Origin of the sequence: Thermoactinomyces sp. CICC 23799, from assembly GCF_016055145.1 — a bacterium.
Lineage (GTDB): Bacteria > Bacillota > Bacilli > Thermoactinomycetales > Thermoactinomycetaceae > Thermoactinomyces > Thermoactinomyces intermedius.
Genome location: NZ_JAECVV010000006.1, coordinates 167,745 through 192,594 on the forward strand (window position 1 = coordinate 167,745; position 24,850 = coordinate 192,594).

Annotated in this window: 23 protein-coding genes; 14 read left to right on the forward strand and 9 right to left on the reverse strand. The window is 46.9% G+C overall.

Features of this window, described 5'->3' with window-relative positions; translation table 11 throughout:
- The first annotated feature begins 74 nt into the window (after positions 1 to 74).
- The 10 genes from xseA to spoIVB all read left to right on the forward strand — a co-directional run bounded on the left by xseA (position 75) and on the right by spoIVB (position 11,241).
- Positions 75 to 1,439: an exodeoxyribonuclease VII large subunit gene (gene xseA / locus I8U21_RS09815; protein ID WP_181731687.1), complete on the forward strand. Its 1,365-nt coding sequence runs from the start codon at positions 75 to 77 to the stop codon at positions 1,437 to 1,439.
- The gene (xseB, locus tag I8U21_RS09820; protein WP_037993848.1) at positions 1,432 to 1,692 is read left to right on the forward strand and encodes an exodeoxyribonuclease VII small subunit; all 261 of its coding nucleotides are present in this window, start codon (positions 1,432 to 1,434) and stop codon (positions 1,690 to 1,692) included. Before xseA ends, xseB begins: the two co-directional genes overlap by 8 nt.
- The gene (locus I8U21_RS09825) at positions 1,693 to 2,589 is read left to right on the forward strand and encodes a polyprenyl synthetase family protein (RefSeq protein ID WP_309544787.1); all 897 of its coding nucleotides are present in this window, start codon (positions 1,693 to 1,695) and stop codon (positions 2,587 to 2,589) included. It begins immediately after the preceding gene.
- 565 nt (positions 2,590 to 3,154) lie between these two features.
- Positions 3,155 to 5,044, forward strand: coding sequence for a 1-deoxy-D-xylulose-5-phosphate synthase (gene dxs, locus I8U21_RS09830; protein WP_198053812.1), 1,890 nt, complete (start codon positions 3,155 to 3,157; stop codon positions 5,042 to 5,044).
- A 9-nt stretch (positions 5,045 to 5,053) separates the two neighbouring features.
- Positions 5,054 to 5,866, forward strand: a complete 813-nt coding sequence (locus tag I8U21_RS09835) for a TlyA family RNA methyltransferase (RefSeq protein ID WP_181731685.1) — start codon at positions 5,054 to 5,056, stop codon at positions 5,864 to 5,866.
- A gap of 58 nt (positions 5,867 to 5,924) precedes the next feature.
- On the forward strand, positions 5,925 to 6,440 hold the full coding sequence (locus I8U21_RS09840; protein ID WP_181731684.1) for a hypothetical protein: 516 nt from the start codon (positions 5,925 to 5,927) through the stop codon (positions 6,438 to 6,440).
- Positions 6,441 to 6,469: 29 nt separating this feature from the next.
- Complete coding sequence (locus tag I8U21_RS09845) at positions 6,470 to 7,372, forward strand: NAD(+)/NADH kinase (RefSeq protein WP_181731683.1); 903 nt, start codon at positions 6,470 to 6,472, stop codon at positions 7,370 to 7,372.
- Positions 7,350 to 7,799 (forward strand): transcriptional regulator AhrC/ArgR, encoded by a 450-nt coding sequence (gene ahrC / locus I8U21_RS09850; protein WP_181731682.1) that lies wholly within the window; start codon positions 7,350 to 7,352, stop codon positions 7,797 to 7,799. The genes I8U21_RS09845 and ahrC overlap by 23 nt, the downstream gene beginning before the upstream one ends.
- A gap of 13 nt (positions 7,800 to 7,812) precedes the next feature.
- Positions 7,813 to 9,519 (forward strand): DNA repair protein RecN, encoded by a 1,707-nt coding sequence (recN, locus tag I8U21_RS09855; protein WP_198053813.1) that lies wholly within the window; start codon positions 7,813 to 7,815, stop codon positions 9,517 to 9,519.
- Positions 9,520 to 9,699: 180 nt separating this feature from the next.
- A complete protein-coding gene (gene spoIVB / locus I8U21_RS09860) occupies positions 9,700 to 11,241 on the forward strand; it encodes a SpoIVB peptidase (RefSeq protein ID WP_370527062.1) in 1,542 nt (513 codons plus the stop codon).
- A gap of 371 nt (positions 11,242 to 11,612) precedes the next feature.
- Here the strand turns inward: spoIVB and I8U21_RS09865 are convergent, their stop codons facing one another.
- The 6 genes from I8U21_RS09865 to I8U21_RS09890 form a co-directional block, all read right to left on the reverse strand.
- Positions 11,613 to 12,125 (reverse strand): M57 family metalloprotease, encoded by a 513-nt coding sequence (locus I8U21_RS09865; RefSeq protein ID WP_049719950.1) that lies wholly within the window; start codon positions 12,123 to 12,125, stop codon positions 11,613 to 11,615.
- A 175-nt stretch (positions 12,126 to 12,300) separates the two neighbouring features.
- A complete protein-coding gene (locus I8U21_RS09870; RefSeq protein WP_198053815.1) occupies positions 12,301 to 12,981 on the reverse strand; it encodes a DUF7847 domain-containing protein in 681 nt (226 codons plus the stop codon).
- A gap of 18 nt (positions 12,982 to 12,999) precedes the next feature.
- The gene (locus tag I8U21_RS09875) at positions 13,000 to 13,827 is read right to left on the reverse strand and encodes a BAR domain-containing protein (protein ID WP_121874033.1); all 828 of its coding nucleotides are present in this window, start codon (positions 13,825 to 13,827) and stop codon (positions 13,000 to 13,002) included.
- A gap of 19 nt (positions 13,828 to 13,846) precedes the next feature.
- The gene (locus tag I8U21_RS09880; RefSeq protein ID WP_198053816.1) at positions 13,847 to 14,821 is read right to left on the reverse strand and encodes a hypothetical protein; all 975 of its coding nucleotides are present in this window, start codon (positions 14,819 to 14,821) and stop codon (positions 13,847 to 13,849) included.
- Between the two features lie 609 nt (positions 14,822 to 15,430).
- Positions 15,431 to 16,702 carry a glutamate/aspartate:proton symporter GltP gene (gltP, locus tag I8U21_RS09885; protein ID WP_198053817.1) on the reverse strand — a complete coding sequence of 424 codons (1,272 nt, stop codon included), beginning with the start codon at positions 16,700 to 16,702 and terminating at the stop codon, positions 15,431 to 15,433.
- A gap of 217 nt (positions 16,703 to 16,919) precedes the next feature.
- The gene (locus tag I8U21_RS09890; protein ID WP_181731852.1) at positions 16,920 to 17,057 is read right to left on the reverse strand and encodes a hypothetical protein; all 138 of its coding nucleotides are present in this window, start codon (positions 17,055 to 17,057) and stop codon (positions 16,920 to 16,922) included.
- A gap of 190 nt (positions 17,058 to 17,247) precedes the next feature.
- Between I8U21_RS09890 and spo0A the strand changes: the two genes are divergently transcribed.
- Positions 17,248 to 18,048: a sporulation transcription factor Spo0A gene (spo0A, locus tag I8U21_RS09895; protein WP_181731675.1), complete on the forward strand. Its 801-nt coding sequence runs from the start codon at positions 17,248 to 17,250 to the stop codon at positions 18,046 to 18,048.
- 29 nt (positions 18,049 to 18,077) lie between these two features.
- Here spo0A and I8U21_RS09900 read toward each other — a convergent pair whose 3' ends face one another.
- Both I8U21_RS09900 and I8U21_RS09905 read right to left on the reverse strand, forming a co-directional pair.
- Positions 18,078 to 18,317 (reverse strand): hypothetical protein, encoded by a 240-nt coding sequence (locus I8U21_RS09900; RefSeq protein WP_181731674.1) that lies wholly within the window; start codon positions 18,315 to 18,317, stop codon positions 18,078 to 18,080.
- A gap of 18 nt (positions 18,318 to 18,335) precedes the next feature.
- Positions 18,336 to 19,277 (reverse strand): superoxide dismutase, encoded by a 942-nt coding sequence (locus I8U21_RS09905; RefSeq protein ID WP_232337604.1) that lies wholly within the window; start codon positions 19,275 to 19,277, stop codon positions 18,336 to 18,338.
- 149 nt (positions 19,278 to 19,426) lie between these two features.
- Between I8U21_RS09905 and I8U21_RS09910 the strand changes: the two genes are divergently transcribed.
- Both I8U21_RS09910 and I8U21_RS09915 read left to right on the forward strand, forming a co-directional pair.
- Positions 19,427 to 19,993 (forward strand): TetR/AcrR family transcriptional regulator, encoded by a 567-nt coding sequence (locus I8U21_RS09910; RefSeq protein ID WP_198053819.1) that lies wholly within the window; start codon positions 19,427 to 19,429, stop codon positions 19,991 to 19,993.
- 133 nt (positions 19,994 to 20,126) lie between these two features.
- Positions 20,127 to 22,280, forward strand: a complete 2,154-nt coding sequence (locus I8U21_RS09915; RefSeq protein WP_198053820.1) for an MMPL family transporter — start codon at positions 20,127 to 20,129, stop codon at positions 22,278 to 22,280.
- Positions 22,281 to 22,355: 75 nt separating this feature from the next.
- Here I8U21_RS09915 and I8U21_RS09920 read toward each other — a convergent pair whose 3' ends face one another.
- Positions 22,356 to 22,616, reverse strand: a complete 261-nt coding sequence (locus tag I8U21_RS09920) for a DUF2627 domain-containing protein (RefSeq protein ID WP_181731670.1) — start codon at positions 22,614 to 22,616, stop codon at positions 22,356 to 22,358.
- Between the two features lie 124 nt (positions 22,617 to 22,740).
- Between I8U21_RS09920 and I8U21_RS09925 the strand changes: the two genes are divergently transcribed.
- Positions 22,741 to 24,801 carry a sigma-54 interaction domain-containing protein gene (locus I8U21_RS09925; RefSeq protein WP_181731669.1) on the forward strand — a complete coding sequence of 687 codons (2,061 nt, stop codon included), beginning with the start codon at positions 22,741 to 22,743 and terminating at the stop codon, positions 24,799 to 24,801.
- Positions 24,802 to 24,850: the final 49 nt, after the last annotated feature.

A 24,850-nucleotide genomic window follows, 5' to 3' on the forward strand; every position in this document is an offset into this window, starting at 1 on the left:
TCTGTTGGAGGAGAGCCTCTTTCTTTTATAATGGAAAAGATGAGTGATTTAAAAAGGCAAAGTGAGGGGAAGTTATGTTCCGTGAACCGGAACGCGATGTCTGGTCAGTCACTGACCTGGTGGAATACCTTTATACGTCGCTGAATCTGGATGAAAATTTAAAAAAGATCTGGCTGGAAGGAGAAATTACAAATTTCTCCCAAAACCGGAAAAGCCGCCATATGTATTTCACCATCAAGGATGATCAAGCCGCCATCGATGCGGTCATGTTTGCGGGAAACAACCGCCGGTTGCGTTTTGTGCCCAAAAACGGGGACCGGGTGTTGGTCCGCGGGTATGTTTCTTTATACATGAAAAACGGTCATCTGCAGATTTATGTGCAAGATATGCGGCTCAGCGGAACCGGGGATTTGTACATTGCTTTTGAGCGGCTGAAAGAAAAACTTTCGGCGGAAGGGTTGTTTGACAAAGAAAAAAAGCCTCTGCCGAAATTTCCGGGAAAAGTGGGGGTAATTACCTCTGCCAGCGGAGCCGCTGTTCGTGATATTATTGTAACGATTCGCCGGCGCTATCCGATTGCATCCATTCTCTTATATCCGGTTTCGGTTCAAGGGGATGAAGCGGCACACGAAATCGCCAGAGCCATTGATCACATGAACGAAATGGATGAAGTGGATGTGTTGATTGTCGGAAGAGGCGGCGGCTCGTTGGAGGAATTGTGGGCATTCAATGAAGAAGTGGTTGCCCGGAGCATTTATCGTTCCAAATTGCCGGTGGTATCGGCCGTCGGGCACGAAACCGATGTAACCATCAGCGATTTGGTGGCCGATTTACGGGCTCCCACCCCGACGGCAGCAGCGGAGTTTGTGGTTCCCGAGCTGCTGGAGCTGAAAAATCAAACCGCTCAGTTAACCCGGCGTTTGATTCAGTCTCAGCAGTCGGTCCTGGACCGGATGAAAGAACGGGTGAAAAACCAAGTCAACCGGGCTGTCTTTCTGGATCCGAAAGCACGCCTCTTACAATACACCCAACGGCTTGATCATTTACAGACGCGGCTGGAGCATGCCATGCAAGCATCGCTTGAAACCAAAAAACGTGATTTTTCCGAAATGAAGTTTCAATTAAAGGCTTGCCATCCGTCGCAAAAATTGTCTAAACTGAGTGAGCAGTTGGCGTTATTGATCAAAGACAGCCGGACCCTGATGCATCAGCGGCTGAAAACCGAAATACAACGCTACCATCACCAACTGGCCCAATTGGATGCATTGAGTCCGTTAAAGGTCATGCAACGCGGATATTCTCTCGTTTACCGCCTTCATAAGAATGAACTGATTAAATCCGTCCGGCAAGCGGAGCCCGGGGATTTGATTCAAGTCCGTCTCCCCGACGGGCGGTTGAGATGTCAAGTGTACAGAGCGGAGGAGGAAAAAAATGACTGAATCAAAAGATCTGTCCGCATTCGAGTCCCTGCCGTTTGAAGATGCGTTGAAACGGCTGGAACAAGTGGTGCAGCAGCTGGAAAAAGGCGACACTCCTCTGGAGCAGGCGATTCAGTTGTTTGATGAAGGAATGAAGTTGGCCCATGTTTGCGGAAAGAAGCTGGAATGGGCGGAACATCAGGTCGAGATGCTGGTCAAGGAGAATGGAGAGTGGCTGAAAAAACCTTTTGAAATAGAGGAGGATTTGGAGTAAGTGCAATCCATTACATCATATATCAAGGAACAAGCGGATCGGGTTCACCGGGCTTTGGAACAATATTTGGATCAGATGGACAGCCTGCCCGATGTGTTGCGGCAATCCATGCGGTATTCGCTGTTGGCCGGGGGGAAACGGTTGCGTCCGGTGTTGACGCTGGCCACCGTGGAGTCGCTTGGAAAAGATCCCGAAAAAGCCCTGCCTTTTGCCTGTGCCATTGAAATGATTCATACGTATTCCCTGATTCATGATGACTTGCCGAGCATGGACGACGACGATTACAGGCGGGGGAAGCTGACCAACCACAAAGTGTTTGGGGAGGCTCAGGCCATTTTGGCCGGGGATGCCCTGCTGACAGAAGCATTCGGTTTAATGGCCGCCGCGGCCAAAAAAGAAGGATTGCCTGCCGAAGTGGCTCTGACGATGATTGAAGAAGGAGCCCGAAGTGCAGGGGCGCGCGGAATGGTCGGAGGCCAGTCGGATGACCTGTTGAGTGAAAACCGGAAGATCAGCTTGGAAGAACTGGAAAGCATCCACAAAAGAAAAACCGGGGATTTGATCGCCTTTTCGGTGCGCATGGGGGCGCATTTTTGCCAGGCTGAACCCTCCGTGCTGGATGCTTTGACGCGTTTTGCTTATCAAATCGGTCTTGCGTATCAAATCCAGGACGATATTTTGGATGTGACCGGCACCACCGAAGTGATCGGGAAACCGGCCGGAAGCGACATCAAATCCAACAAAGCAACGTATCCGTCATTGCTCGGTCTTGAAGAATCCAAAAGAAGGCTGAAATTGCTCACGGAGGATGCCAAAAACACGTTGATGTCCCATCCCGGGATTGAACCGTCCCGGTTGTTGGAAATCGCCGATTATTTATTGTCCCGTGATCATTGACGCCAATGTATGATAAAGAGAGAGCCTTGTGCTATAATAAAATATGTTTTCAGTGAGTGGGTCTCTTGAAAAAGGAGGCACATCGGGAACCGTCAGATGACAAGCAGGCTGTATGTTGCCGGAAAAGCCTGCTTGATGCGGTACTCGTCCCAAGGGGCACCACTTGCGTGAACCGGGAAAAATACATATCCATCGTTGGAGAAACGATGAACGGCACCGGTCCTTGCGGCCGGCATTTTTCTGAATGGATTCGGGCAAAGGAAAGATGACGGGTGTTCAGGAGCACGTCACTGCATTTATAAAGAGACGGGATGGAGAAGGACTCATCTGTATCGGATCATATTCATGATGGCAACGAAGGCGGCGGGAAACCCGCGAATGCGGGGAAAGGCCGCTTTGAAAGCGGACTTGACCTTGTGGTGTCGTAATCGCTTCCAACAACGCTCTTTCTTTGCAGTGATTTTTCGGACCAAAGCCGCTTGTCAATTTCCTTTGCTCATCATATTATTTTTCAAGTAAGTCTTGTAAACCAAAATGAAAAGAAAGCGAAAGCGAGGCGTTTTTCGTGCACCTCGAGCAGATTAATTCGCCAGATGAATTAAAAAAATTACCTGTGGAAGAACTTCCGAAATTGGCGGATGAAATCCGCCGGTTTCTCATTGAAAGTTTGTCGAAGACCGGAGGACATTTGGCCTCCAATCTGGGCGTGGTGGAACTGACGATTGCCCTTCATTATCTGTTTGACAGTCCCCGGGACAAAATTTTGTGGGATGTCGGCCATCAGGCTTATGTGCATAAAATTTTGACGGGCCGCCGCGAAATGTTTTCCACTTTGCGACAGTACAAAGGGTTGTGCGGTTTTCCGAAAATGAGAGAATCGGAGCATGACTGCTGGGAAACCGGACACAGCAGCACGTCCTTGTCCGGGGCGATGGGAATGGTTGCGGCCCGGGATTTGAAAGGGGAAGACTACAAAGTCATCCCGGTGATCGGGGATGGAGCCCTGACCGGCGGCATGGCTTTGGAAGCACTCAACCATATCGGGGAATCCCAAAGCGATATGATTGTCATTTTAAATGACAATGAAATGTCCATCAGCCCGAATGTCGGTGCCATTCACAATCATTTGGCCCGTCTTCGCACAAACAAAAGCTATAACAAGATGAAAGACGAAATCCAGCATCTTTTGAAGAAGATTCCGACGGTCGGCGTGCCTTTCGCCAAAACATTGGAAAGAATAAAAGACAGTCTGAAATATTTGGTGGTATCCGGAGTCTTTTTTGAACACTTGGGCTTTACTTACATCGGGCCGGTTGACGGCCATCAATTGGATGAATTGATGGAAAGCCTGCGTTTGGCCGGCAAAACCAAAGGGCCGGTCTTGGTCCATGTCATCACGAGAAAAGGATACGGGTATAAGCCCGCCGAAGATGATTCCGTCGTGTATCACGGTGTCGGAACGTACAAAATTGAATCCGGTGCTTTTCAAAAGAAAGCAGGAGGTCCTCCGACTTACCCCTCGGTTTTTGGAAAAACCTTGGTGAAGCTGGCTGAAAAAGACGATCGCATTGTCGCGATCACCCCGGCGATGCTGACCGGTTCCAAATTGGATGATTTTCAGAAAAAGTTTCCGCATCGTTGTTTTGATGTGGGAATCGCGGAACAACATGCTGTCACTTTTGCTGCAGGCCTTGCAACCCAAGGGATGAAACCGGTACTCGCCATTTATTCCACCTTTTTGCAAAGAGGCTATGATCAACTGGTTCACGACGTATGCCGGCAGAACCTGAATGTGGTTTTTGCAGTGGACCGGGCCGGATTTGTCGGTGAAGACGGGGAAACCCATCAGGGAATTTATGACATCGGATATATGCGCAGTCAGCCAAACATGGTGATCATGATGCCAAAAGATGAAAATGAATTGCAGCACATGATCCATACGGCCGTCCAATACAACGACGGGCCTGTCGCCGTCAGGTACTCCAAAAGCGCCGGGGTCGGGGTTCCGATGGATGATGAATTGAAGTTGGTGCCTATCGGGAAAGCGGAAGAGGTGAGACCCGGAAAGGATGTGGCCATTCTGGCACTGGGACCGATGGTTCAGACCTCTTTGGAAGCGGCTGAACGGTTGAAAGAAAAGGGTATTGATGCGCGTGTGATCAACGCCCGGTTTGCCAAGCCGCTGGATACCGCGCTTCTGGATCAGCTGGTTGAAGAAAACATACCGTTGATCACGGTGGAAGAAGCCGCGGTGCTTGGCGGTTTCGGAAGCGCCGTGCTGGAGTATTACCAGCAAAAAGAAATCGACATGCCCAAGGTGAAAATTTTGGGGGTTCCGGATGTCTATGTGGAACACGGAAGCATCGATGACCAACGGAGAGAAGTCGGATTAACTCCGGAAGGCATTGCCGATACTGTTAACAGATTTTTATCACAAAAAATCCAAAAAGCTTGAGGGTTGAACGTGGAAAAAAAGGAACGCATTGATACTTTACTGGTTCAAAAAGGCCTGTTTGCAAGCCGTGAGCAGGCCAAACGATCCATCATGGCCGGACTGGTTTACGTAAATCAGGAACGGATCGAAAAAGCAGGGACCAAAGTTCCGGTGGATGTGTCCATCGAGGTGAAAGGGCAACTTCACCCTTATGTCAGCCGTGGCGGATTGAAACTGGAAGAAGCGGTGAAAACATTTGGCATCGATTTGAAAAACCGCGTCCTTTTGGATATCGGGGCTTCCACCGGGGGATTTACCGATTGTGCGCTGCAAAACGGTGCAAAACAGGTGTATGCCATTGATGTCGGCTATGGGCAACTCGCTTGGAAATTGCGGCAAGATCCGCGGGTGATCGTGATGGAGCGGACGAACTTCCGGTATGTCAAACCGGAACATTTGACAGGGGATATCCCTGACTTTGCCGTGATAGATGTTTCATTTATTTCCTTAAAGCATATCTTTCCCAATTTGAGGGATCTGCTCAGCCGCGGCGGGGAAGTGGTGGCTTTGATCAAGCCCCAATTTGAAGCGGGCAAAGAAGAAGTCGGCAAAAAAGGAATTGTCAAAGATCCCAAAGTGCACCGGAAAGTTTTGATGAATACCGTGCAACTGGCCGAATCCCTGAATTACCAGGTGGAAGGAATCACGCCATCCCCGATTCAGGGTGGGGAAGGAAACATTGAATTTCTGGGATACCTCACTTTCCCGAAAACCCGGGAAAGCAACACCGATTGGGCAGCAAAGATAAAAGAAGTGGTGGATGAAGCGCACAAGCGGTTTTGATGAATTGAAAAAAGGGTTCACCCGCATGACTTCGAATTAGTAGGTAAAGGAGGGGGGAATGGTGACCCGACCGGGCGATACCCTTGTACTTTTTCTGCTAATCGGAGTCATCTTTTATTTGATTTGGAAAAAGTTATTGGATTTATACCCGACAACGAAAGAACCGGATGAAGAGATTGAGGGGGAAGTTCCGGACTTGTTGCGGCAACACGGCTATGAAGTGGTGGGGGAGAAAGAAAGGATTCTGTTTGACATCGGTTACGGCGGTCGCCAGTATGCCAGCCGGTTGTTCATCGATTATTTCGCCCGCCGCGAGGATGCATGGTATATTGTGATTGTCGCAAGATCGCGCAAACCGGTCCGGGAATCCGGAGCCGGATTGAGGGACTTTTTCCTGCCGTATTATTTGTTGTACCGTCCGGATGCCATTTTGTATGTGGACCGCGAGCAGGGAACGATCAAGGAGATCGAATTTGACATACCGGATGTCTCCTTTCAAAAGAATAAACATGTTTTGTTTTATTTGGCACCGGTGCTATTGATCTTGTTCGCCGCTGTGTTTATATTATTATGATTGCAACGTGGTTATTGGGGTGGAAATGGTTGAAAACAATCGGGATTAAAGTAAATCGATCCAAACCGAAAGCTTTTGCGGTTGCAGAGAAAATGAAACGGGAATTGGAAACCAGAGGGGTTGCTGTCTGTTTCGAGCCGGATATTGCCGCTGACTTGGGATATCCAGAATTGGGGCTTCCTTTGGAGGAATTCGCCAGCCGTGTCGAACTTGTCTTTGTCCTGGGCGGCGACGGAACCTTGCTGGGGGTGGCCAGACAGTTAGCCCGGTACCAAATCCCGATTCTCGGTTTTAATTTGGGAAATCTGGGCTTTTTGTCCGAAGCGGAAACCGGCGGTCTGTCCGAAGCGATTGAACGGGTGCTTTCCGGGGATTATGTGATCGAATGCCGCCTGATGCTGAAAGCGGAAGTCATCCGCAACGGCCGTGTGATTGAATCTGGGGTTGCGCTCAATGATGTGGGGATCGCCAAAGGCTCTTTCGGCCGGATGATCACATGCACGGCGTATATGGACGGGAATTTTCTCGGAACCTATACAGGCGATGGGGTCATTATTTCCACGCCGACCGGTTCGACCGCATATTCCTTGTCCTGCGGAGGGCCGATTGTTTATCCGGGAATCCGGGCATTGCTTTTGACGCCGATTTGTTCGCACACATTGACTTCCAGACCCATGGTGCTTCCGTCTGAATCGGTCATCGATATCCATGTTTCGGCCGTTCACCGGGAGATGGGAATCACCATCGACGGGCAGATCGGCTATTGTTTGAAGGAAGGAGATATTGTCCGGGTTAAGCGTTATAAGCACTCCGCTTTGCTGATCAAATGGCAGGACCGTTCATTTTTTGAGGTGGTACGCCAAAAACTGCAAGGCGAGAGTGTGGATGTTAGCAGGGTAGGTGGAGAACATGAAGGCACAGCGCCATATTAAAATCCGTGAAATCATTTCAAGTAAGGAGATTGAAACGCAAGACGATTTGGTCGCAGAATTGAAAAAAGCGGGTTTCAATGTGACACAGGCAACCGTCTCCAGGGACATTAAAGAATTGCATCTGGTGAAAGTTCCGACAGCCAGTGGGGCATACAAATATTCGCTTCCCACCGGGGAAAAACGTTTTGATCCGTTAAGAAAATTAAAGCGGACCCTTCAGGAATCTTTTGTGAGCATCGATTACAGCGAAAACCTGGTTTTGCTCAAAACCTTGCCCGGTAATGCCCAAGCCGTGGCTGCTTTGTTGGATCATTTGGATTGGGAAGAAATGATGGGAACGATTGCAGGGGATGACACCATATTGATCATTTCCCGGACCAAAGCCCAAGCACCTCAATTAATGCAGCGCTTCCTGGATTTGCTGTAAGGAGGCGGTCGGGATGCTGAAGGAACTCGTTATTCGCCACTTTGCCATCATCGAAGAGGTGCATATCGCGTTTGACCATGGGTTTCATGTGTTAACAGGCGAAACGGGCGCCGGGAAATCCATTTTGATTGATGCGCTGGGCTTGGTTGCCGGCGGCAGGGCATCCGCGGATTTTGTCCGCCATGGAGAAGGAAAAGCCGAAATCGAAGCGGTGTTTGAACTGGATCCGGAGCACGCTGCACGGGCTCCGCTGGTGGAGTGGGGATTTGATGAGGAAGAGTTGGATCAAATCATCATCCGCAGGGAGATCACCGCACAAGGGAAAAGCACCTGCCGGATCAATGGAAGAGTGGTCACGCTGTCTTTGCTCAAACAAGTCGGCCCCCGCTTGATTGACATCTCCGGACAGCACGAGCACCAATCGTTGCTGAAAACGGAGGAACATTTGGAGTGGCTGGACCATTTCGGCGGCGAGGAAATTCTTTCATTGCGCCGGCAGTATGAAGAGATCTATGTTTCTTACGATAAAGTCAAGCGCCAATTGGAACAATTGCGAAAAAATCAGAGGGATTTGGACCGGCGTTTGGATTTGCTCCGTTTCCAAGCCGATGAAATTGAAGCGGCACAGTTGACCCCCGGGGAAGAAGAAGCTTTGGAATCGGAACATAAACGGTTGGCTTCCGCCGAGAAACTGATGGTCCACAGTGCGAAGGCATATGAATACTTAAACGGGGAACAGGGAGGCATCAGCCTCGTGCAGGAGGCGATATCCCATTTAAGCCAGATTGCGGAAGTGGACGAGTCTTTGGAAAATGTGGCGGAACTGGCCCGGTCGGCCTGTTATCAACTGGAAGAAGCGGCTCATGAAATTGCCCGCTATCAGGACAATTTTGAGTTCGATCCCAAACGCTTGTACGAAGTGGAAGAAAGAATCCATTTGATTCACCAATTAAAACGCAAATACGGGGACAGCATTGAGGAGATTTTGGCTTATAAAGAACAAGTGGATCAGGAACTGCATGAACTGGAAAATCATGAGGAAATTGAAGCGGAACTCAGCGCAAAATGCCGCCAATATACAGAGCAATTGAAAGAATTGGCGCAAAAACTGACATCGAAACGGAAAAAAGCCGCATCCGCATTGGAAACCAGAGTGGAGCAGGAATTGAAGGATTTAAACATGGGGTCGACCGTTTTTCATGTCGCCTTTTTCCCGGAGCCTTACCGACATGACGTTTTTTATGCTCACGGGCAGGATCAAATTGAGTTTCAGATTGCCCCCAACCCTGGCGAACCGTTAAAGCCGCTTGCCAAAATCGCTTCCGGGGGAGAATTGTCCCGGCTGATGCTGGCGCTCAAGTGTATTTTTACCGAAGTGAACCGGAATGATACATTGGTCTTTGACGAAATTGACACGGGAGTGAGCGGCCGCGCAGCGCAGGCCATTGCGGAAAAAATTGCGTTTTTGTCGAACAGGCATCAAGTCCTGTGCGTGACGCATTTGCCCCAAGTGGCTTGTATGGCGGATTGCCATATGTACATTGCAAAAGAAGTGTTGCAATCCAAAACAAGGACAAAAGTGAAGAAGCTGGACATGGAAGGTCGCACGATTGAATTGGCGCGCATGCTGGGCGGCGTGGAAGTGACCAGTACGACCCGGAGTCACGCCCGGGAAATGATCCGGCTGGCTGAAGAACAAAAGAAACAATATGTGAGGTGAGTGCCTTTAACCCAGGTGTTAAAGGCTTTTTTGTTTTTACAGTGCATTTGGTTTTTCAGGGAACATGTTCATGAGCAGGAATGTTTTGAAGGACATAAAAGGCCGGCGAAGCGGTTACCTTAAGATTAGTAAGCTGCACCTTTCAAAATTGGCGAAAGGGAAGGCGGGAAGCTCAGGAGAGTGGTAAGATTGCAAAGCAAAGGGAAACGAAAATGGTTGGGATTTCTCCTGGTGCTTCTCCTGATGTTGGGAAGTACTACAAGTGTCTTTCAGCAATGGATCCAATTTCCACATGAGATCCGCCTTTTTCAGGGTGAATCAAAACAGCTTCCTTTATCCATGCCTGCCACCGCTACTGCCAGTGTATCCGATCCCCGTATTCTCCATGTGAACGGATTCCGTCAAGCTGAGGTTCCGGTGGATCTCAAAAAGCCTGTCACTTTATTTACCAACGCAGCCGGAAAGACTTGGCTGACCCTGAACTTATTTGGTGCATTCCCGATTAAAAAAGTCCAAGTGAATGTTTATCCCCGGTTAAAGGTGATCCCCGGCGGACAATCCATTGGAGTGAAGGTTTATTCCAAAGGAGTGATTGTCGTCGGCCACCATCGTATCCAGACCAGCGATGAAAAGGTGGATTCACCGGCTGAAAAAGCTGACATCCGGATCGGCGATTATATTGTGGCCATGAACGGAAAGCCGGTCAACCGGGTGCAGGATGTGGCCAAAGAAGTCGAAAAATCGGAGGATAAACCGATCCGGGTCACACTGATACGGGAAGGAAAACAAAAAAACACCACCATTCAGGCACAAAAAGATGCCAGGGAAAACCGTTACCGCTTGGGGATTTATATCCGCGACTCCGCGGCCGGGATGGGAACGCTGACCTTTTATGATCCTGAAAAACATGTGTACGGGGCATTGGGACATGTCGTGACAGACGTGGATACCGGACTGCCGATTCGTGTGGGGGAAGGAAAGATTGTCCAATCCAATGTGACCTCGATTCAAAAAGGGGAATCTGGTGAACCGGGTGAAAAAAGAGCCATTTTCTTCAGGGAAAATCAAGTGTTGGGGAACATCCGCCAGAATACACCGTTCGGGATTTTCGGGCAGATGAATGAGGCCCCGGCTAACGGAAAATACCAAAAACCGATTCCGGTTGCTCTCGCTGATGAAGTGAAAGAGGGCCCTGCCAAAATCCTGACGGTGGTTGAGGGGCAAAAAGTGGAGGAATACAACATTGAAATCGTGCATGCCATCAAACAAAAATTTCCGGCGACCAAAGGATTGATCATCAAAGTGACGGATCCCCGGTTATTGAAAAAAACCGGCGGCATTGTCCAGGGAATGAGTGGAAGCCCGATCATTCAAAACGGAAAATTAATTGGGGCAGTAACTCACGTGTTTGTCAATGATCCAACTTCGGGATATGGAACTTTTATCGAATGGATGTTGCAAGATGCAGGGGTGATTCAATCAACAGCGGCTACACATCGTAGCCGCTTTTTTCTCTTCAGGATCGATCCAGTTGTTTTAAAAGTTGATCTTTCGTCTGAATTTGTTGAAGGGCCGCATCCACTTGCTCAGCAGCAGAAACCCGGTTTCCATCCAAAGCAAATTTCCCTTGATAAGCGCCCACGATCACGTAACTGGGATCATTTGTCACCGGACCTTCGTATTTTTTCAATAACAAAACATACGAGTCATCCGCATCCATGACTTCATTTCCTTCCACGGTAAAATTCATATTTTTCTGTACACCACCGGTTTCCAAAATGGATATGACTTTTTGCGGAGCGTTCCCTTCATAGACCTGATCAATTTGGAACGAAGTCAGGGTAAACGGAACCCGGTCATAGAAAAAACTTTTTTGCCCGGAAAGAGCCTTGCCCTCCACGATTAAATCAGCTTCTTGCTGCATTTCTTTCACACTGGAATACATTTTGTTCAAGGACACACCCACTTCCACCTCTTTCGGTTGGAAGAAAGAAACATAGATCCCGGCCGCCGTCAACAAAGCAAGACTTGTGATCCCGATGGAATAAAGAAGGTGTTTGGACTTCCTCAGCATAAATAAACCTCCTTAAAAATTAATAAATGGCATTCACTCCGCTGATGTCATCCTGGGTCGGGGAATAAACCGTTCTCCCGTCATTGCTGTACATGACTGCTCCACCGGGTCCCAGCCGGTCTTCATGGGCAAGACCGATCGCATGCCCCAGTTCGTGCGTGATGACTCCTTTTCGAACCTGAGAGGAATAACTGTCGGTATAATAACGGTTGATGGAAATATCCATTTGGTAAACCGTGCTGCCTGAAGCGGAAGTAACGGTGCAAAGGCCGCTCCAGGAAACATTTCCATAATTGCCGGCCTCCGTGCGAATCCCGGCACTGGACCCTCCGTAACTGAGATTTACATCCGTCCGGCTGCTCCATTCCGCAGCGCCGTTTTCGCACTGTGTCGTATAGTCGCCTCCCATATCGCATTCATACGTAATATTGCTGCTTGACCATCTGTAACCCCACAAATTGTAAGCAAAGGCCGGAGTCCATGCCAGCAGGGTGACCACAAACAAACTGAGGACTACCAATTTTTTGGCCAAGAAAAACCCTCCTTATAAAAATATTCTGACTATATAATTGGCTACAAAGGAGGGAAAACCTGCTTTTTTATATAAAAAAATTCTAATTCAAAATACTTTTATACAAACAAAGAGCAAACCAACAAGAAAAAAAAGGCAAGAATCCATTTTCGGAATCTTGCCTTTGAATTTGGCTTCAAATTGCTGAGTCGGGTTGTTCTTTCCAATCTTGGTATAACAAGCCGGTGGCAAAAGTGACAAGCGGAACAAACAACATATTGACCAGCATGACCACGGATGCCACCACGAGGTAGCGGTCGGTGAATAAGAATGTGATCGATTGGACGATCCACTCGACAGCCAGCTCCACGATCAAGAAGCCAAAAATAATACCACACAGTTTCCAGAAATTGCTTTTGCCAAATTGAAAGGCTTGCTTGAAGCCTTCCCACCATTTTTTTTCGTCCAGGACCACGGCAAACGGGAAGGCATTAAACAGAACCATCAAAACAAATCCCGGGATAAGCAGAAGGATAGTTCCGGTGACCACTCCCAAAGTATAGAGAACGGACATCACAAAAACGACAAAACCATATTGCCAAAAGCTCCCGTATGCACTCGAAAACTCAATGTATTCCCGTTTCCGGTAACTGTCCAAGATCTTGATAAAGGGAATTTGGACCAGTGATCCGGCAATCAACATATTGATGCCGTAGAACAAATCAGCGATATGAATCTGAGGTAACCAATAATAGAAATATAAATAGTTGTTGATGAGTATACACAGAAACTGGATTGGAACGATCACGATCAAACCCAGCATTAAAATCTTGCCAAATTCTTCGCGATACAGTTGAAACGAATCCCGAATGAGCATTTTGTCCTCCTTCAACATTTAGTCTCTGGGGTTGCGAATACTTTCTATTTGTTCTTTCCTTTTTGATTCACTGGATTTTTCTCTTGAAACATCTGCTTTGAATTTTTCGTACTCCATCATTGTTGCTTGATCGGCATTCAGCCATTTATGCAGTTTATTCAGCCGCATATAGGAAAATTTTTTCGAGAGATCCAGAAAAGAAATGGATGCTTTTAGTTGCTTCATGAATTTTGTCCGTTCTTCTTCCGTTTCAATCTGCACTTCAAATTGTTTTTTCATATTCTCCATCATAAGACGGTAATTTTCGTCCACTTTATCGTGGAATTCTTTTGTAACAACATAATCTGTCGTCAATTCAGTGTAATATTTTTTTGCGTTTTCCACGACTTCTTTCAGCTGATCCTGTGTTTCAAACATGGTATTGGGGATGGAACAAAAGACATCATATCCCTTTTGAAAAGCGGGATCATTGGAAGCATGGACCGTATCTGCAAAAGAATCCAACAGGGATTGCAACTTTTTCCACACCCCCATCGGTCTTTTGGACCAGTCGGAGCCATAGGCAAGAACATTTGTCAGTCCGGTTTCAACTCCGGAAAGATAAAGATAAACATCTATACAATCCTTATGAAGAGGTAAAGTACCATCTTCTTTAACAATTAAAAAGCCAGTTATATTTTCTTTAGAATAGCTGTAAGTTGCAAAATAGAATGCTTCATCATTTATAACCGCCTTTTGGGGGAATATATTAAATTGTTCTCCATCTTTTAAGTAGCCTTTTGCCACAGTTTTAATCAATTCCGGTGGTTCCGGATTGGGTCTGCCTTTTAATTCTTCCAAATTCATTGTTTTAGCCCTCCTTTGTTTAACCGAAAAGTTTGTTCCAAGCCGATTTTACACCATTCTTCACGGCGTTAACCCCTTTTTTCGCCAAATCAACGGCTCCTTGTGCCATCTTTTTGATGCCTTCCCGATGGGTCCAAATGGCACTTCCAGCCCATAATACCGTACCGGCAGCGGCTAAACCGATTCCCCAAGGAGTGGGTCCCATCAAGGCTCCTGCCGAAATCAGACCTTCACCGAAACTTCCCACAGCTTTGATGGCTGCATCCCGGGCTTCGGCACCTTTGCCGGCTTTCCAATTTTTGTAGGTGTCAATCAGATTATTTCCTGTATCGATAGCGGCAACACCAATGCCAACCCAGCCGAGACCTTTGGACAATTTAGAAACGGAACTGAGTTTCCCGATTTGACTTTGAATTTCTGCAGCCTGTGTTAAAGATGTATTTGCTGAAACTAATTGTCTTTCTAAACTTTGAATGGTTCTCAAATCTTTATATTTATCCCAAACTTCTTTGCCCTTTTCTGCCCCATCCCAAGTATCAATAAAGATTTTCCCGGCGGACCCATCTTTAAAAACCAAGTTTCCCATGGCTGACCGCGGGATTTTCACTATGTTGCCGTAAACGGCTCCTTTGGGGGAGATTTCATCAATTGGATTGTATATATAAGGTTCAATGGAAGCGGCTTGTTCTTTGAAAAAGTCATTGATCACAAATTTCATGACTGTCCAGGGATCCGGACCGTCGTTTTTCTTTTCGTTTTTGGATTGCGGTTGTTGTTTTTGCTCCGGTGTTTCCACTTTGGTGTTTTCATCGTTGATCTTTTTTTGCTCTTCCGGTTTCGGCCCTTCCTTCGGCTTGTAAAAATGGTCATCGACCGAAGGAACGTTGATGCCGCCTCCTTCAGCGTGGGAAATCGCCGGTGACAATGGAATGACCATTCCGATCATCATGCAGATGATTGCCATCAGGAGGCGGTGGGTCATGTTTTTTCGCATGTGACGCATACACACGGTTACGGAAAACAAAAGCAGAAGGTCTGGCTTTAAACCATTTCCTTCCCCTGACGCAAGCTATGTATGTGATTTGTTTTCCGTAACAGATTCACCTTCCTTTCTTTGGATGTGATTTCATGGCTGTCATAACAGACAGAATGAACCCGGGGGTTCACTCTGTTTAAGCAATATTTCGATTTATTTGCAAACCGGTTTACGGTTTACAACCTATGTAAATAATCATAAATCATAGCCAATTATACTTGTTTTTGTAATATTCGATTTAACGCAATCTTGTCTATATTGTTAATTCTTTTTTAAAGGCGCTTGAAATGGATGGTTTAAGGGAAAAATACAAATTTTTTTCAACATATTTTTTTATATTAGTATATTTTGTCTTGGAAGGGTAGTGATGAGCGAAGAAATCAGGAAGGAAATCTATAAAAAAGGAGTAAATCAGATAAAGTCATTCATAATTTCATTCCATGGAGTTTAAATTGCATCTTTTACGGTCAGATGCTGTCGGATGGAGATTGCAAGGGGGAGGGGAAGGTGTTATGTTATGAGTCGTTTCAATCAATGAGAAAGACTGCTGTTTGAAACGCAGCAGTCTCAGGCGGCATTTTTGATTTCTTCCAGATAGTCTTTGGCTTTTTGTTCGTTAAATTGTTTTTCCCATTTGGACATGACGACCGATGCCAAAGAATTGCCCATGACGTTGACAACCGTACGCATCATGTCCATAATGCGGTCGACGCCGGCGATGAATGCCAATCCTTCTGCCGGGATGCCGACAACATGCAAGGTGGCTAACAAGACCACGAAGGAAACTCCCGGAACTCCGGCAATTCCTTTGGAGGTTATCATGAGTGTGAGCAAAAGGGTGACCTGTTGGGTGATGGTTAAATCAATGCCATACATCTGGGCGATGAAAATGGCGGCAATGGCTTGATACAGCGTGGAACCATCCAGATTAAACGAATAACCGGTTGGAATGACAAACGAAGTGATCGCTTTCGGGCAGCCAAACCGCTCCATTTTCTCCATCAATTTTGGCAAAACGGCTTCCGAGCTGGAAGTGGAGTAAGCCAGAATCAATTCGTCTTTTAGGATCTTGACCAAATGGAAAATGTTGACCCCGACGATTTTCGCGGTAAGCCCCAAGACAACGACAATGAAAAAAATCATGGCCGCATAAACCAAGATCACCAGTTTGCTCAAAGGAATCAAGGATTCGATTCCAAATTTGGAAACCGTGACCCCGATCAGGGCAAAGACGCCAAATGGAGCAAATTTCATGACGGTATTGGTGACATAAAACATGGCATCGGCGGTTCCTTGGAAAAACTTGAGCACGGGTTTTCCTTTTTCACCGATCGCGGCGATCCCGAGGCCAAACATGACGGAGAAGAAGATGATGGCCAACATGTCGCCTTCCACAATGTCCGCAAACAAGTTTTCCGGGACGATTTGGACGATGGTGTCAATGAACCCGTGTTCTTCTGTTTCTTTCGTGGTTTCTTGATATTGGCTGATATCGGTTTGCTCGATGGATTGCATGTCAATGCCCTTACCCGGTTGAAACACATTGGCGGCGAGCAAACCAACCAGCAGGGCGATGGTGGTGATGATTTCGAAATAAAGAATGGTTTTTCCACCGAGTTTCCCCAGTTTTTTGATGTCACCGACACCGGCAACGCCGACAATGATGCTGGAAATGACAATGGGGATGACAATCATTTTAATGAGGCGCAAGAAAATGTCGCCAATGGGTTGCAGATATTTTTCGATATTCGGATTGCCGAAGAAAACGGCTCCGACAATGATTCCCAAGATAAGCCCGATAAATATTTGCCATGCCAGACTGATTTTGACCTTTTTCATTCAATCACCTCGCAAAAATTGACATGATTATAAATGTTTATGACTATTTATTAATTGATCTAGTAAATAAACGACAAATAATATGTTAAAAGAAATTTAAAGATGAATCAATCTTTATAACAATAATTGTATTTATTTGAATATACTTGTTTTTCAATCTATAAGTTTGGAAATAAAAAAAACCGGGAAGATAAATCCCAGTTTTTCGGTGAGTGAATTAAGTTGACGGACGGTCCGGCCCTTCCAGCTTTTTGTTTCCAAAGCCGGCGGCAAATTCGGTTTCGGTTTTGTTTTGCTGTTTGGTTTTCCCGGCTTTTTTCTTTTGTTCCAAGCTGGAGTTGGACGTTTTTTTCAAAGCGGTTCACTCCTTTCTAATTTTAATATGCAACTTTTTCGTGGTTTTACACCGAATTCGTTTTATGAAACTGTATATTTTTTTATTTTCTTAAAAATTATGCCCTCAGCAAAAGACGGAATGCAGGAAGTTTTGATTCTTTGTCGAATGGAAAAAATAAACTGTTTTGGACGATTGGGAGGGTCTTCCATTGAATAAAATCCGAGTGATCCTAGCGGATGATAATCGGGAATTTGCCGATTTGCTTAAAGAACATTTGAACGGACAGGGAGATATTGAAGTGATCGGTGTGGCCCACCACGGGGGCGAAGTCATTGAAATGTTGAAACAGGAAATTCCCGATGTTTTGATCTTGGATATTATCATGCCTCATTTGGACGGACTTGGCGTATTGGAACAGCTCCAGCAAATGGATCTGGAGTTTGATCCGAAAGTGATCATGCTCACGGCATTTGGCCAGGAGAACATCACGCACCGGGCAGTGGAACTGGGAGCTTCCTATTACATATTAAAGCCGTTTGATCTGGATGTGTTGACCCACCGGATCCGGCAGATGAAAGGCATTGCTTCCAAGCCGGCACTGGTGAAATCCGGCTCTTCCGCCCCGTCGGGAAAAGCGTCCTCCGGACAAAAAGTCAATAATTTGGATGCCAATATCACCAATGTGATTCATGAGATCGGTGTCCCGGCCCATATCAAGGGGTATCTGTATTTACGTGAAGCCATTTCCATGGTTTACAATGAAGTGGAGTTGCTCGGGGCGATCACCAAGTCGCTGTATCCCCGGATTGCCAAAAAATACAACACGACTCCGAGCCGTGTGGAACGGGCGATCCGCCATGCGATCGAAGTGGCTTGGAGCCGTGGGAACATGGATTCCATCCGGGAGCTGTTCGGTTATACGATTAACGTGACCAAAGCAAAACCGACAAACAGTGAATTTATCGCCATGGTTGCCGATAAATTACGCATTGAACATAAAGTCGGGTAAGCCGCCACTGGATCGTGGCGGTTTTTTCATCAGCGGATTCGTACTTTTTCGGAACGGTCAATCCATAACCGGTGTTCTTTTCTCGCTTCGGTGATTTCCCGGTAAAGGGATTCGGCTTCTTCATATCGGCGGGCTTTTAAAGCTTGGCGAAATCTTTTTTCCAGCGGTGCCACCACTTGTTGATGAAAAAGGTTTGCACGGGAAGTGTATTTGGGTTTGGCAGGACGTTGTTCCTGCCGGTTTGTCGAATGTATTCTTTTTTTGCCCATCAGTCATTGCCTCCTTTTTTAAGCAGGGGACCAGGTCACTTTCCTGACGGTTGAAAAACGTTTTTTTACTTCCGGCCAATAAACCACATTCCACCAGTTGTCGATGTATGCTTTGCGATTATTTTTATATTTCAAATAATAAGCGTGTTCCCAAACATCCAGGGGCAGCAAAGGAATCACATCTTGCTGGGAAAGGTTTTGGTGTTTTTCCGCTTGCAAAATTTCCAGGCGATGGGCCCTCGGGCTCCAGACCAAAATGGCCCAACCGCTTCCTTCCACCTGTTCCGCCGCGCGGGAGAAGTGTTCCTGAAACCGTTCGAAGCTGCCAAAATCCGTATTGATTTGGTTTCGGAGAGAGCCGGACGGTTCCCCGCCTCCTTCCGGATTCATGATTTCCCAAAAGATGGTGTGCAAATAGTGGCCGGCACCGTGGAAGGCGGCTTCCCGTTCCCAATGCTTCAACAAAGTAAAATCCCCTTCCAGACGGGCGGTTTGGATCATTTTTTCAGCCCGGTTCAGTCCGTCCACATAGCTTTGATGATGTTTGTCGTGATGCAGTTGCATGGTTTCCGCATCAATATACGGTTCCAGCGCATCATAGGGATAGGGAAGCGGAGGCAGTTGATGTTGTCCGACGGGAACGCGGGGTTCTTGCAATGGTTTGGGGGATTCCGGCGGTTTCGGTGTTTCTTCAGCAAAAGAAATTGTGATGGGCGTGGAAAGGTTTTGGAATCGTGCGATGAGTTGCTGTAAAGTTTGGTAAAGGGTATAAGGGTCTTTAAAAGGTACTTGCTTTTCCAAATTGCAGATTTGCTTCCACAACTTCCGTCCCGCTTGTTTCTTGTGGGGGTCGGCAGTGGCTTGCAATTGCTCCTCCAGCCGGGTGCGGTAATATTGAAACAAGGGGATGAGCGATTGCCTGTGCCAATGGCTGAACCAATTCGGATTTGGAAGTGACATAAGCTCCATTCTCCTCCGCAATTGCTTTTTTTCCACATTATGTATAAACGCCCAAAACAGTGAATGAAAAAGAAAAAACGGAGAAGGGCCGAAATCATGTTAAAATAAATGGTTGCATCAGACATTGAAAATGGATTGGAGGCGACAGGGTGGCTCGGGAACGCAAGTTTTCAACAGATGAATTGTTTCGTGAAACCAAACAAATTCTTCAATGTAAAGGTTATGACGCTTTTACCCTCAGCCGGTTGGCAGAATGTTTGAATGTATCACGCGGGACCATTTACAAATATTATGAGAATAAAGATGAATTAATTACGGCTTATATGATTGATGAAATGAATCGGTTTCTTATGAAACTGAATGAAATGGAAAGCAGGCAAGGTTTTTTCGCCCAGTTTGAATTTCTGTTGCACCTTTTATTTGAAAACGAAAATATTGATCAACTTATGGAGATCGGACAGCAAATTTCAGCAAGTACGAACAAGGTCAAAGAGAAAAAAGAAGAATTAAGCCGACTCCATTTAATGATTTATGACCGCTTGCAACAATTAATCCAATTGGGGCGCAAAGAACAGGTATTGAAAGAGGAAATTCCGGATGAACTGATCTTGGGATTTATTTTTAACTCTGTGGCCATTCCACGCAGTGAAGTTCCATGGGATCAATGGGTCAAGAGCATCAAGGAAATCATCTTTTATGGAATGGTTAAACGTTGAGAAGAATTCGTATATTGTTTTTTGATTGACACAAGTGTCACCAATGTTTATGATCTTAAGTGACACTTGTGTCAATTTAAATTCAAAGTGACAGTGTTGTTACTTTTCGTGGAAAGGGGAAATCAGATAAGCGATGCACAAGGTTCTGCAAGCAGTGACGGATCGTGTGACTACGAAGAAGGGAGTTTGGATCACGTTGGCCGTATGGCTGATTGCCGTGGTTCTGCTCGCCCTTTTTGCTCCGGGGGCAAAAGATTATGAAGTGAGCCAAGTGGACTCTCTCCCGGGTGAAGCCCAATCGGTCATTGCCCAAAAGAAACTGGATCAGTACTTTCGTCAGGACGGAACACCCGCCATTTTTGTTTTTCAGTCCAAACACGGTGAATTGAAAGCCGAAACGCTTTTGGAGTTGTTGAAGAAAATTGAGGGAGCAGATCTGAAGGGGCTGAAATCTGCCGTTCCCCTGCAAAACCTGCCTCCCCAGGCAATGATGGGATTTTTCTCGGATGACAAGACAACCGCCGTCCTTCCTTACATGTTTGATGAATCGCTGGAAACGAAAGAGATCAAAGAGGTAAGGGATCAGGTTTTGGAGACCGTCGGGAATCATCCGGAAATTCAGCTTTATGTGACCGGTCCGGCCGGAATTGCCGCGGACACACTGGATCTTTTCTCCAGAGCAGATCTGGTGCTTCTTTTCTCAACAATCGGGTTAATCCTTGTTCTTTTAATTGTGATTTATCGTTCTCCATTGTTGGCCCTGATTCCGCTGATCGCCGCGGCATTTGTTTATGAGGCTGTGATGCAGATTCTGGGGTTGATGGGGAAAGCCGGGCTGGTATACAGTAATCAGACGGTTTCGATTATGTCAATTCTTTTGTTTGCAACCATCACGGATTATTCTTTGTTCGTCTTTTCCCGTTTCCGGGAAGAACTGAAAGTGCATGAGGACAAATTTGCCGCCATGAAATCGGCCATGAGAGGCACGGGGATGCCGGTCTTCTTCTCGGGTGGAACGGTTTTGGCCGCCATGCTTGTTTTGTTCTTTGCTCAGTTTGGGGATTACCGGAACTTTGCCCCGACTTTTTCCACGGCGATGGCGGTGGTCATGCTGGCATCCGTGACCTTGATTCCTGCTTTGTTTGCGGCTTTCGGAAGAAAGGCATTTTGGCCCAAAGTGCCCCGGGTCGGGGAAGCAAATATCAAAAACAACGCCGTTTGGAGCCGGATCGGGCATACGGTCGTCAAGAAACCGGGGGTTTTTGTGGCGGCCATCGGGATTTTTCTCCTTTTGTCGGCAAGCTATTTGACGAACTTGAACTATGAGTTTGACACGATGAAATCGTTCCCGGAAGATATGCCTTCGCGCCAAGGGTATGAAGTGCTGGAGCAAAAGTTTGCCAAAGGGGATTTGGCACCGACCACCGTTTTGTTGGAAGCGGAGGAGAAGGTTACCAAAACGCAGATGGATTCCTTGCAACAGACGTTGGAAAAACAGCCGCTCGTCAGCCAGGTGCGCCCCAATGGAACGGACGAATCCGGAAAAGTGGTCCGTTTTCAGCTGACTTTTGACGAAAATCCCTATGCGGTGAAAACCATGGATGCCATGGAACAAATGGTCAACCATTCGGGGCAGATTTTAAAAGAGAGCGGATTGAAAGGCAACTTGTACTTTGCCGGGGAAACCGCCAACAAAGTGGATGACCGTATCATCAATAACCGGGACACGTGGCTCATTGTCCTGTTGGAAACCATTTTGATTTTCTTGCTCCTGATTGTTTTGACCCGGTCTTTTAAAATGCCGGTATACATGATGGGAACCATTTTGATATCGTTTTTGGCCGCGTTGGGGCTGGGAATGCTGTTGACCAAGTGGTTCTTCGGCATTGATTCCATCAGCAACCGGGTTCCGTTGTATTCGTTTGTGTTCTTGGTGGCACTGGGCATCGACTATAACATCATGCTGATGTCCAGGTTCCAGGAAGAGCGGAAAAAACACCCGGTCAAGCAAGCGGTCGAATATGCCGTGGCCAGCACGGGAGGGGTCATTTCCTCCGCCGGAGTCATTTTGGCCGCAACCTTTGCGGTATTGATGACCCAGCCGATACAGCTTCTGTTTGTCTTTGGTTTCATTGTGGCTGTGGGCATTTTGTTGGACACTTTTTTGATCCGGGGCATGCTGTTGCCGGGCATGATTGCATTATTTGAAAAAGACAAAGCGTCCAAAAAAATGGAAGAGAAAGAGAAGGAGCCTGCTTCCACCGCCGGGCTTTTGGATAAAGCCTGAAGATGCGGCGGACAGAAATCAAAAAGAGGATGGGGAAGAATCCCTTCATCCTCTTTTTTGTGCAGTCAAAAAAGGTTAAGAGGAAATTTTGCCTTTTTGACTTTTGAGCCGGTTTCTTTTTTTGTCATGGTGAAAAATGAAACCACCCAGAAAGGCGATGCTGGCCAGAAATAAGATGAGGGAACCTGTAAACGGCAGCCAGGCAAAGGGTTGGCCGGACAGAAAATCATGGAATATGTCGCGCATCCATTTCCAACTGTATGCGGCCGATGCTCCCGGAATGCACATGATAATGATGGCCAAGATACGTTCATACACAGGTTTTGATGGTTTCATCAATCCGGTCCGTCCTTTCTGTATCTTCTTTAAACATAGTAGCGCAGGTTAGCGGATATTACCACCCGCTTTTCAGAGAAACAATATGATAAGATGAATGGCGAAGGAGGAAGGAGGAATTCCGATGAAAACGTTTCTTATTGTGGGAGGCGGTCAGGGCGGGATTGCCATCTTGCAAACCTTGTTGTCCATTGATTTTGTCAAAGTGATCGGAGTGGTTGATGTAAATCCTGACGCTCCTGCGATTTCAGAAGCTGAGAAACATGGGATTCCCACAGGAAGACAATTCGAACCTTTCCTGGATCCGGCGCCGGATGTGGTATTGGAAGTGACGGGAGATCCGAAAGTTTATGACCGGCTGGGGGAATTGAAACATGAAGACACCTTGTTGATTTCAGGCGCGGTGGTCGATCTGTTGATCCGGCTGGTGGAAGAAAAAAAGAAGTGGTTCATGGCTTACAAGCGCCGGCAACAAGAGTTGGAAACGATTTTGGATTCCACCCATGACGGAATGATTGCGGTGAATAAAGAAGCCCGGATCACGTTGTTTAACCGGGCGGCGGAAAAGATGATCGGAACCTCGGCCGCCAATGTGCTGGGGAAAAAAATCGAAGATGTGATCCCCAAATCCCGTTTGGAGTGGGTCTTAAACAACGGAAAGGCGGAATTGAATCAAAAGTTTAAACTTCCCAGCGGAATGGAGATATTGACCAACCGTGTGCCGGTAAAGGGGCAAGACGGAAAGGTGATCGGAGCGGTTTCTGTATTCCGGGACATCAGCGAGCTGAAGAACATGTCCCAACAAATCATCGACTTGGAAAGCATGAAAAGCTTGCTGCAGGCCATCATCGATTCCTCGGAAGATGCCATTTCCGTCGTGGACACCAACGGAATGGGAATACTGATCAATCCGGCCTACACCCGATTAACCGGACTGAAACCGGAAGACATCATCGGGAAGCCGGCGGATACGGATATCTCCGAAGGGGAAAGCATGCATATGAAGGTGCTCCGGACCAAAAAGCCGGTGCGCGGCGTCCAATTAAAAGTGGGTCCCCATCGGAAAGAAGTATTGGTCAATGTGGCTCCGATCATGATGGAAGGGGAATTGAAAGGCAGTGTGGGAATTATTCACGATGTTTCCGAGATCAAACGGCTGAACCGGGATCTCGAACGGGCGCGCCGGATTATCCGTAACCTGGAAGCCAAATATACATTTGATGACATTATCGGAAGTTCCGAAACGATGAAATACAGCATCGAACAGGCCAGGCAAGCGGCAGAAACCAGAGCGACCGTCTTGTTGAGAGGGGAATCGGGAACCGGGAAGGAACTGTTTGCTCATGCCATTCACAATGCCAGTGACCGCAAATACAACCAGTTTGTCCGGGTGAATTGTGCCGCCTTGTCCGAATCCTTGTTGGAAAGCGAGTTGTTCGGCTACGAAGAAGGAGCGTTTACCGGAGCAAGGCGCGGCGGAAAAAAAGGCCTTTTTGAAGAAGCCAACGGCGGCACCATTTTTCTGGATGAGATCGGCGAGCTGAAGCCGAGCACCCAAGCAAAACTGCTCAGAGTGCTGCAGGAAAAAGAAGTTTTGCGGGTGGGCGGTACCAAATCGATTCCGATTGATGTCCGGGTGATTGCGGCAACCAATGTGTATTTGGAAAAGGCCATTCAGGAAAAACGCTTCCGGGAGGACTTGTATTACCGCCTGAACGTATTGCCGATTCATATTCCCCCGCTTCGCATGCGGAAGGAAGACCTGGTGGATTTGGCCCGGCATTTGATTAAAAAGTTTAACCAGGAATATGGACGGAATGTGGAAGAGATTGATCTGGAAGCGATCCAAACCTTGCATCAATATTCCTGGCCGGGAAACGTCCGCGAATTGGAAAACGTTTTGGGGCGGGCCATGATCAATATGGAGTTTAACGAAAGGGTCATGAAGAAAAAACATTTGCCGCCTTTGGATTTATCCCGGGCAAAAGAGGGACAAGACTTAAATGGCCGGTTGGAAAGTGATACAGATATTCAACCGTTGAAAGATGTTATACAACAATTTGAAAAAAATTATTTAAAAAAAGTGTATGAAAAAACCAACAAGAACAAAACGGAGACGGCCAAAGCGCTGGGAATCTCCGTCCGAAGCCTTTATTACAAGCTGGAGAAATACGATCTGATTTGATTTTGCAAAAAATTGCATGAAAAAAATTTCCTTTATCTGCACACTTTTG

What these genes read in the sequence shown, in the direction of transcription:
- xseA (WP_181731687.1), top strand. Translation starts at nt 75, where the DNA reads ATGTTCCGTGAACCGGAACGCGATGTCTGGTCAGTCACTGACCTGGTG.
- xseB (WP_037993848.1), top strand. Translation starts at nt 1,432, where the DNA reads ATGACTGAATCAAAAGATCTGTCCGCATTCGAGTCCCTGCCGTTTGAA.
- I8U21_RS09840 (WP_181731684.1), top strand. Translation starts at nt 5,925, where the DNA reads ATGGTGACCCGACCGGGCGATACCCTTGTACTTTTTCTGCTAATCGGA.
- ahrC (WP_181731682.1), top strand. Translation starts at nt 7,350, where the DNA reads ATGAAGGCACAGCGCCATATTAAAATCCGTGAAATCATTTCAAGTAAG.
- recN (WP_198053813.1), top strand. Translation starts at nt 7,813, where the DNA reads ATGCTGAAGGAACTCGTTATTCGCCACTTTGCCATCATCGAAGAGGTG.
- I8U21_RS09870 (WP_198053815.1), bottom strand. Translation starts at nt 12,981, where the DNA reads ATGCTCATTCGGGATTCGTTTCAACTGTATCGCGAAGAATTTGGCAAG.
- I8U21_RS09875 (WP_121874033.1), bottom strand. Translation starts at nt 13,827, where the DNA reads ATGAATTTGGAAGAATTAAAAGGCAGACCCAATCCGGAACCACCGGAA.
- I8U21_RS09880 (WP_198053816.1), bottom strand. Translation starts at nt 14,821, where the DNA reads ATGCGAAAAAACATGACCCACCGCCTCCTGATGGCAATCATCTGCATG.
- gltP (WP_198053817.1), bottom strand. Translation starts at nt 16,702, where the DNA reads ATGAAAAAGGTCAAAATCAGTCTGGCATGGCAAATATTTATCGGGCTT.
- I8U21_RS09900 (WP_181731674.1), bottom strand. Translation starts at nt 18,317, where the DNA reads ATGGGCAAAAAAAGAATACATTCGACAAACCGGCAGGAACAACGTCCT.
- I8U21_RS09905 (WP_232337604.1), bottom strand. Translation starts at nt 19,277, where the DNA reads ATGTCACTTCCAAATCCGAATTGGTTCAGCCATTGGCACAGGCAATCG.
- I8U21_RS09915 (WP_198053820.1), top strand. Translation starts at nt 20,127, where the DNA reads ATGCACAAGGTTCTGCAAGCAGTGACGGATCGTGTGACTACGAAGAAG.
- I8U21_RS09920 (WP_181731670.1), bottom strand. Translation starts at nt 22,616, where the DNA reads ATGAAACCATCAAAACCTGTGTATGAACGTATCTTGGCCATCATTATC.
- I8U21_RS09925 (WP_181731669.1), top strand. Translation starts at nt 22,741, where the DNA reads ATGAAAACGTTTCTTATTGTGGGAGGCGGTCAGGGCGGGATTGCCATC.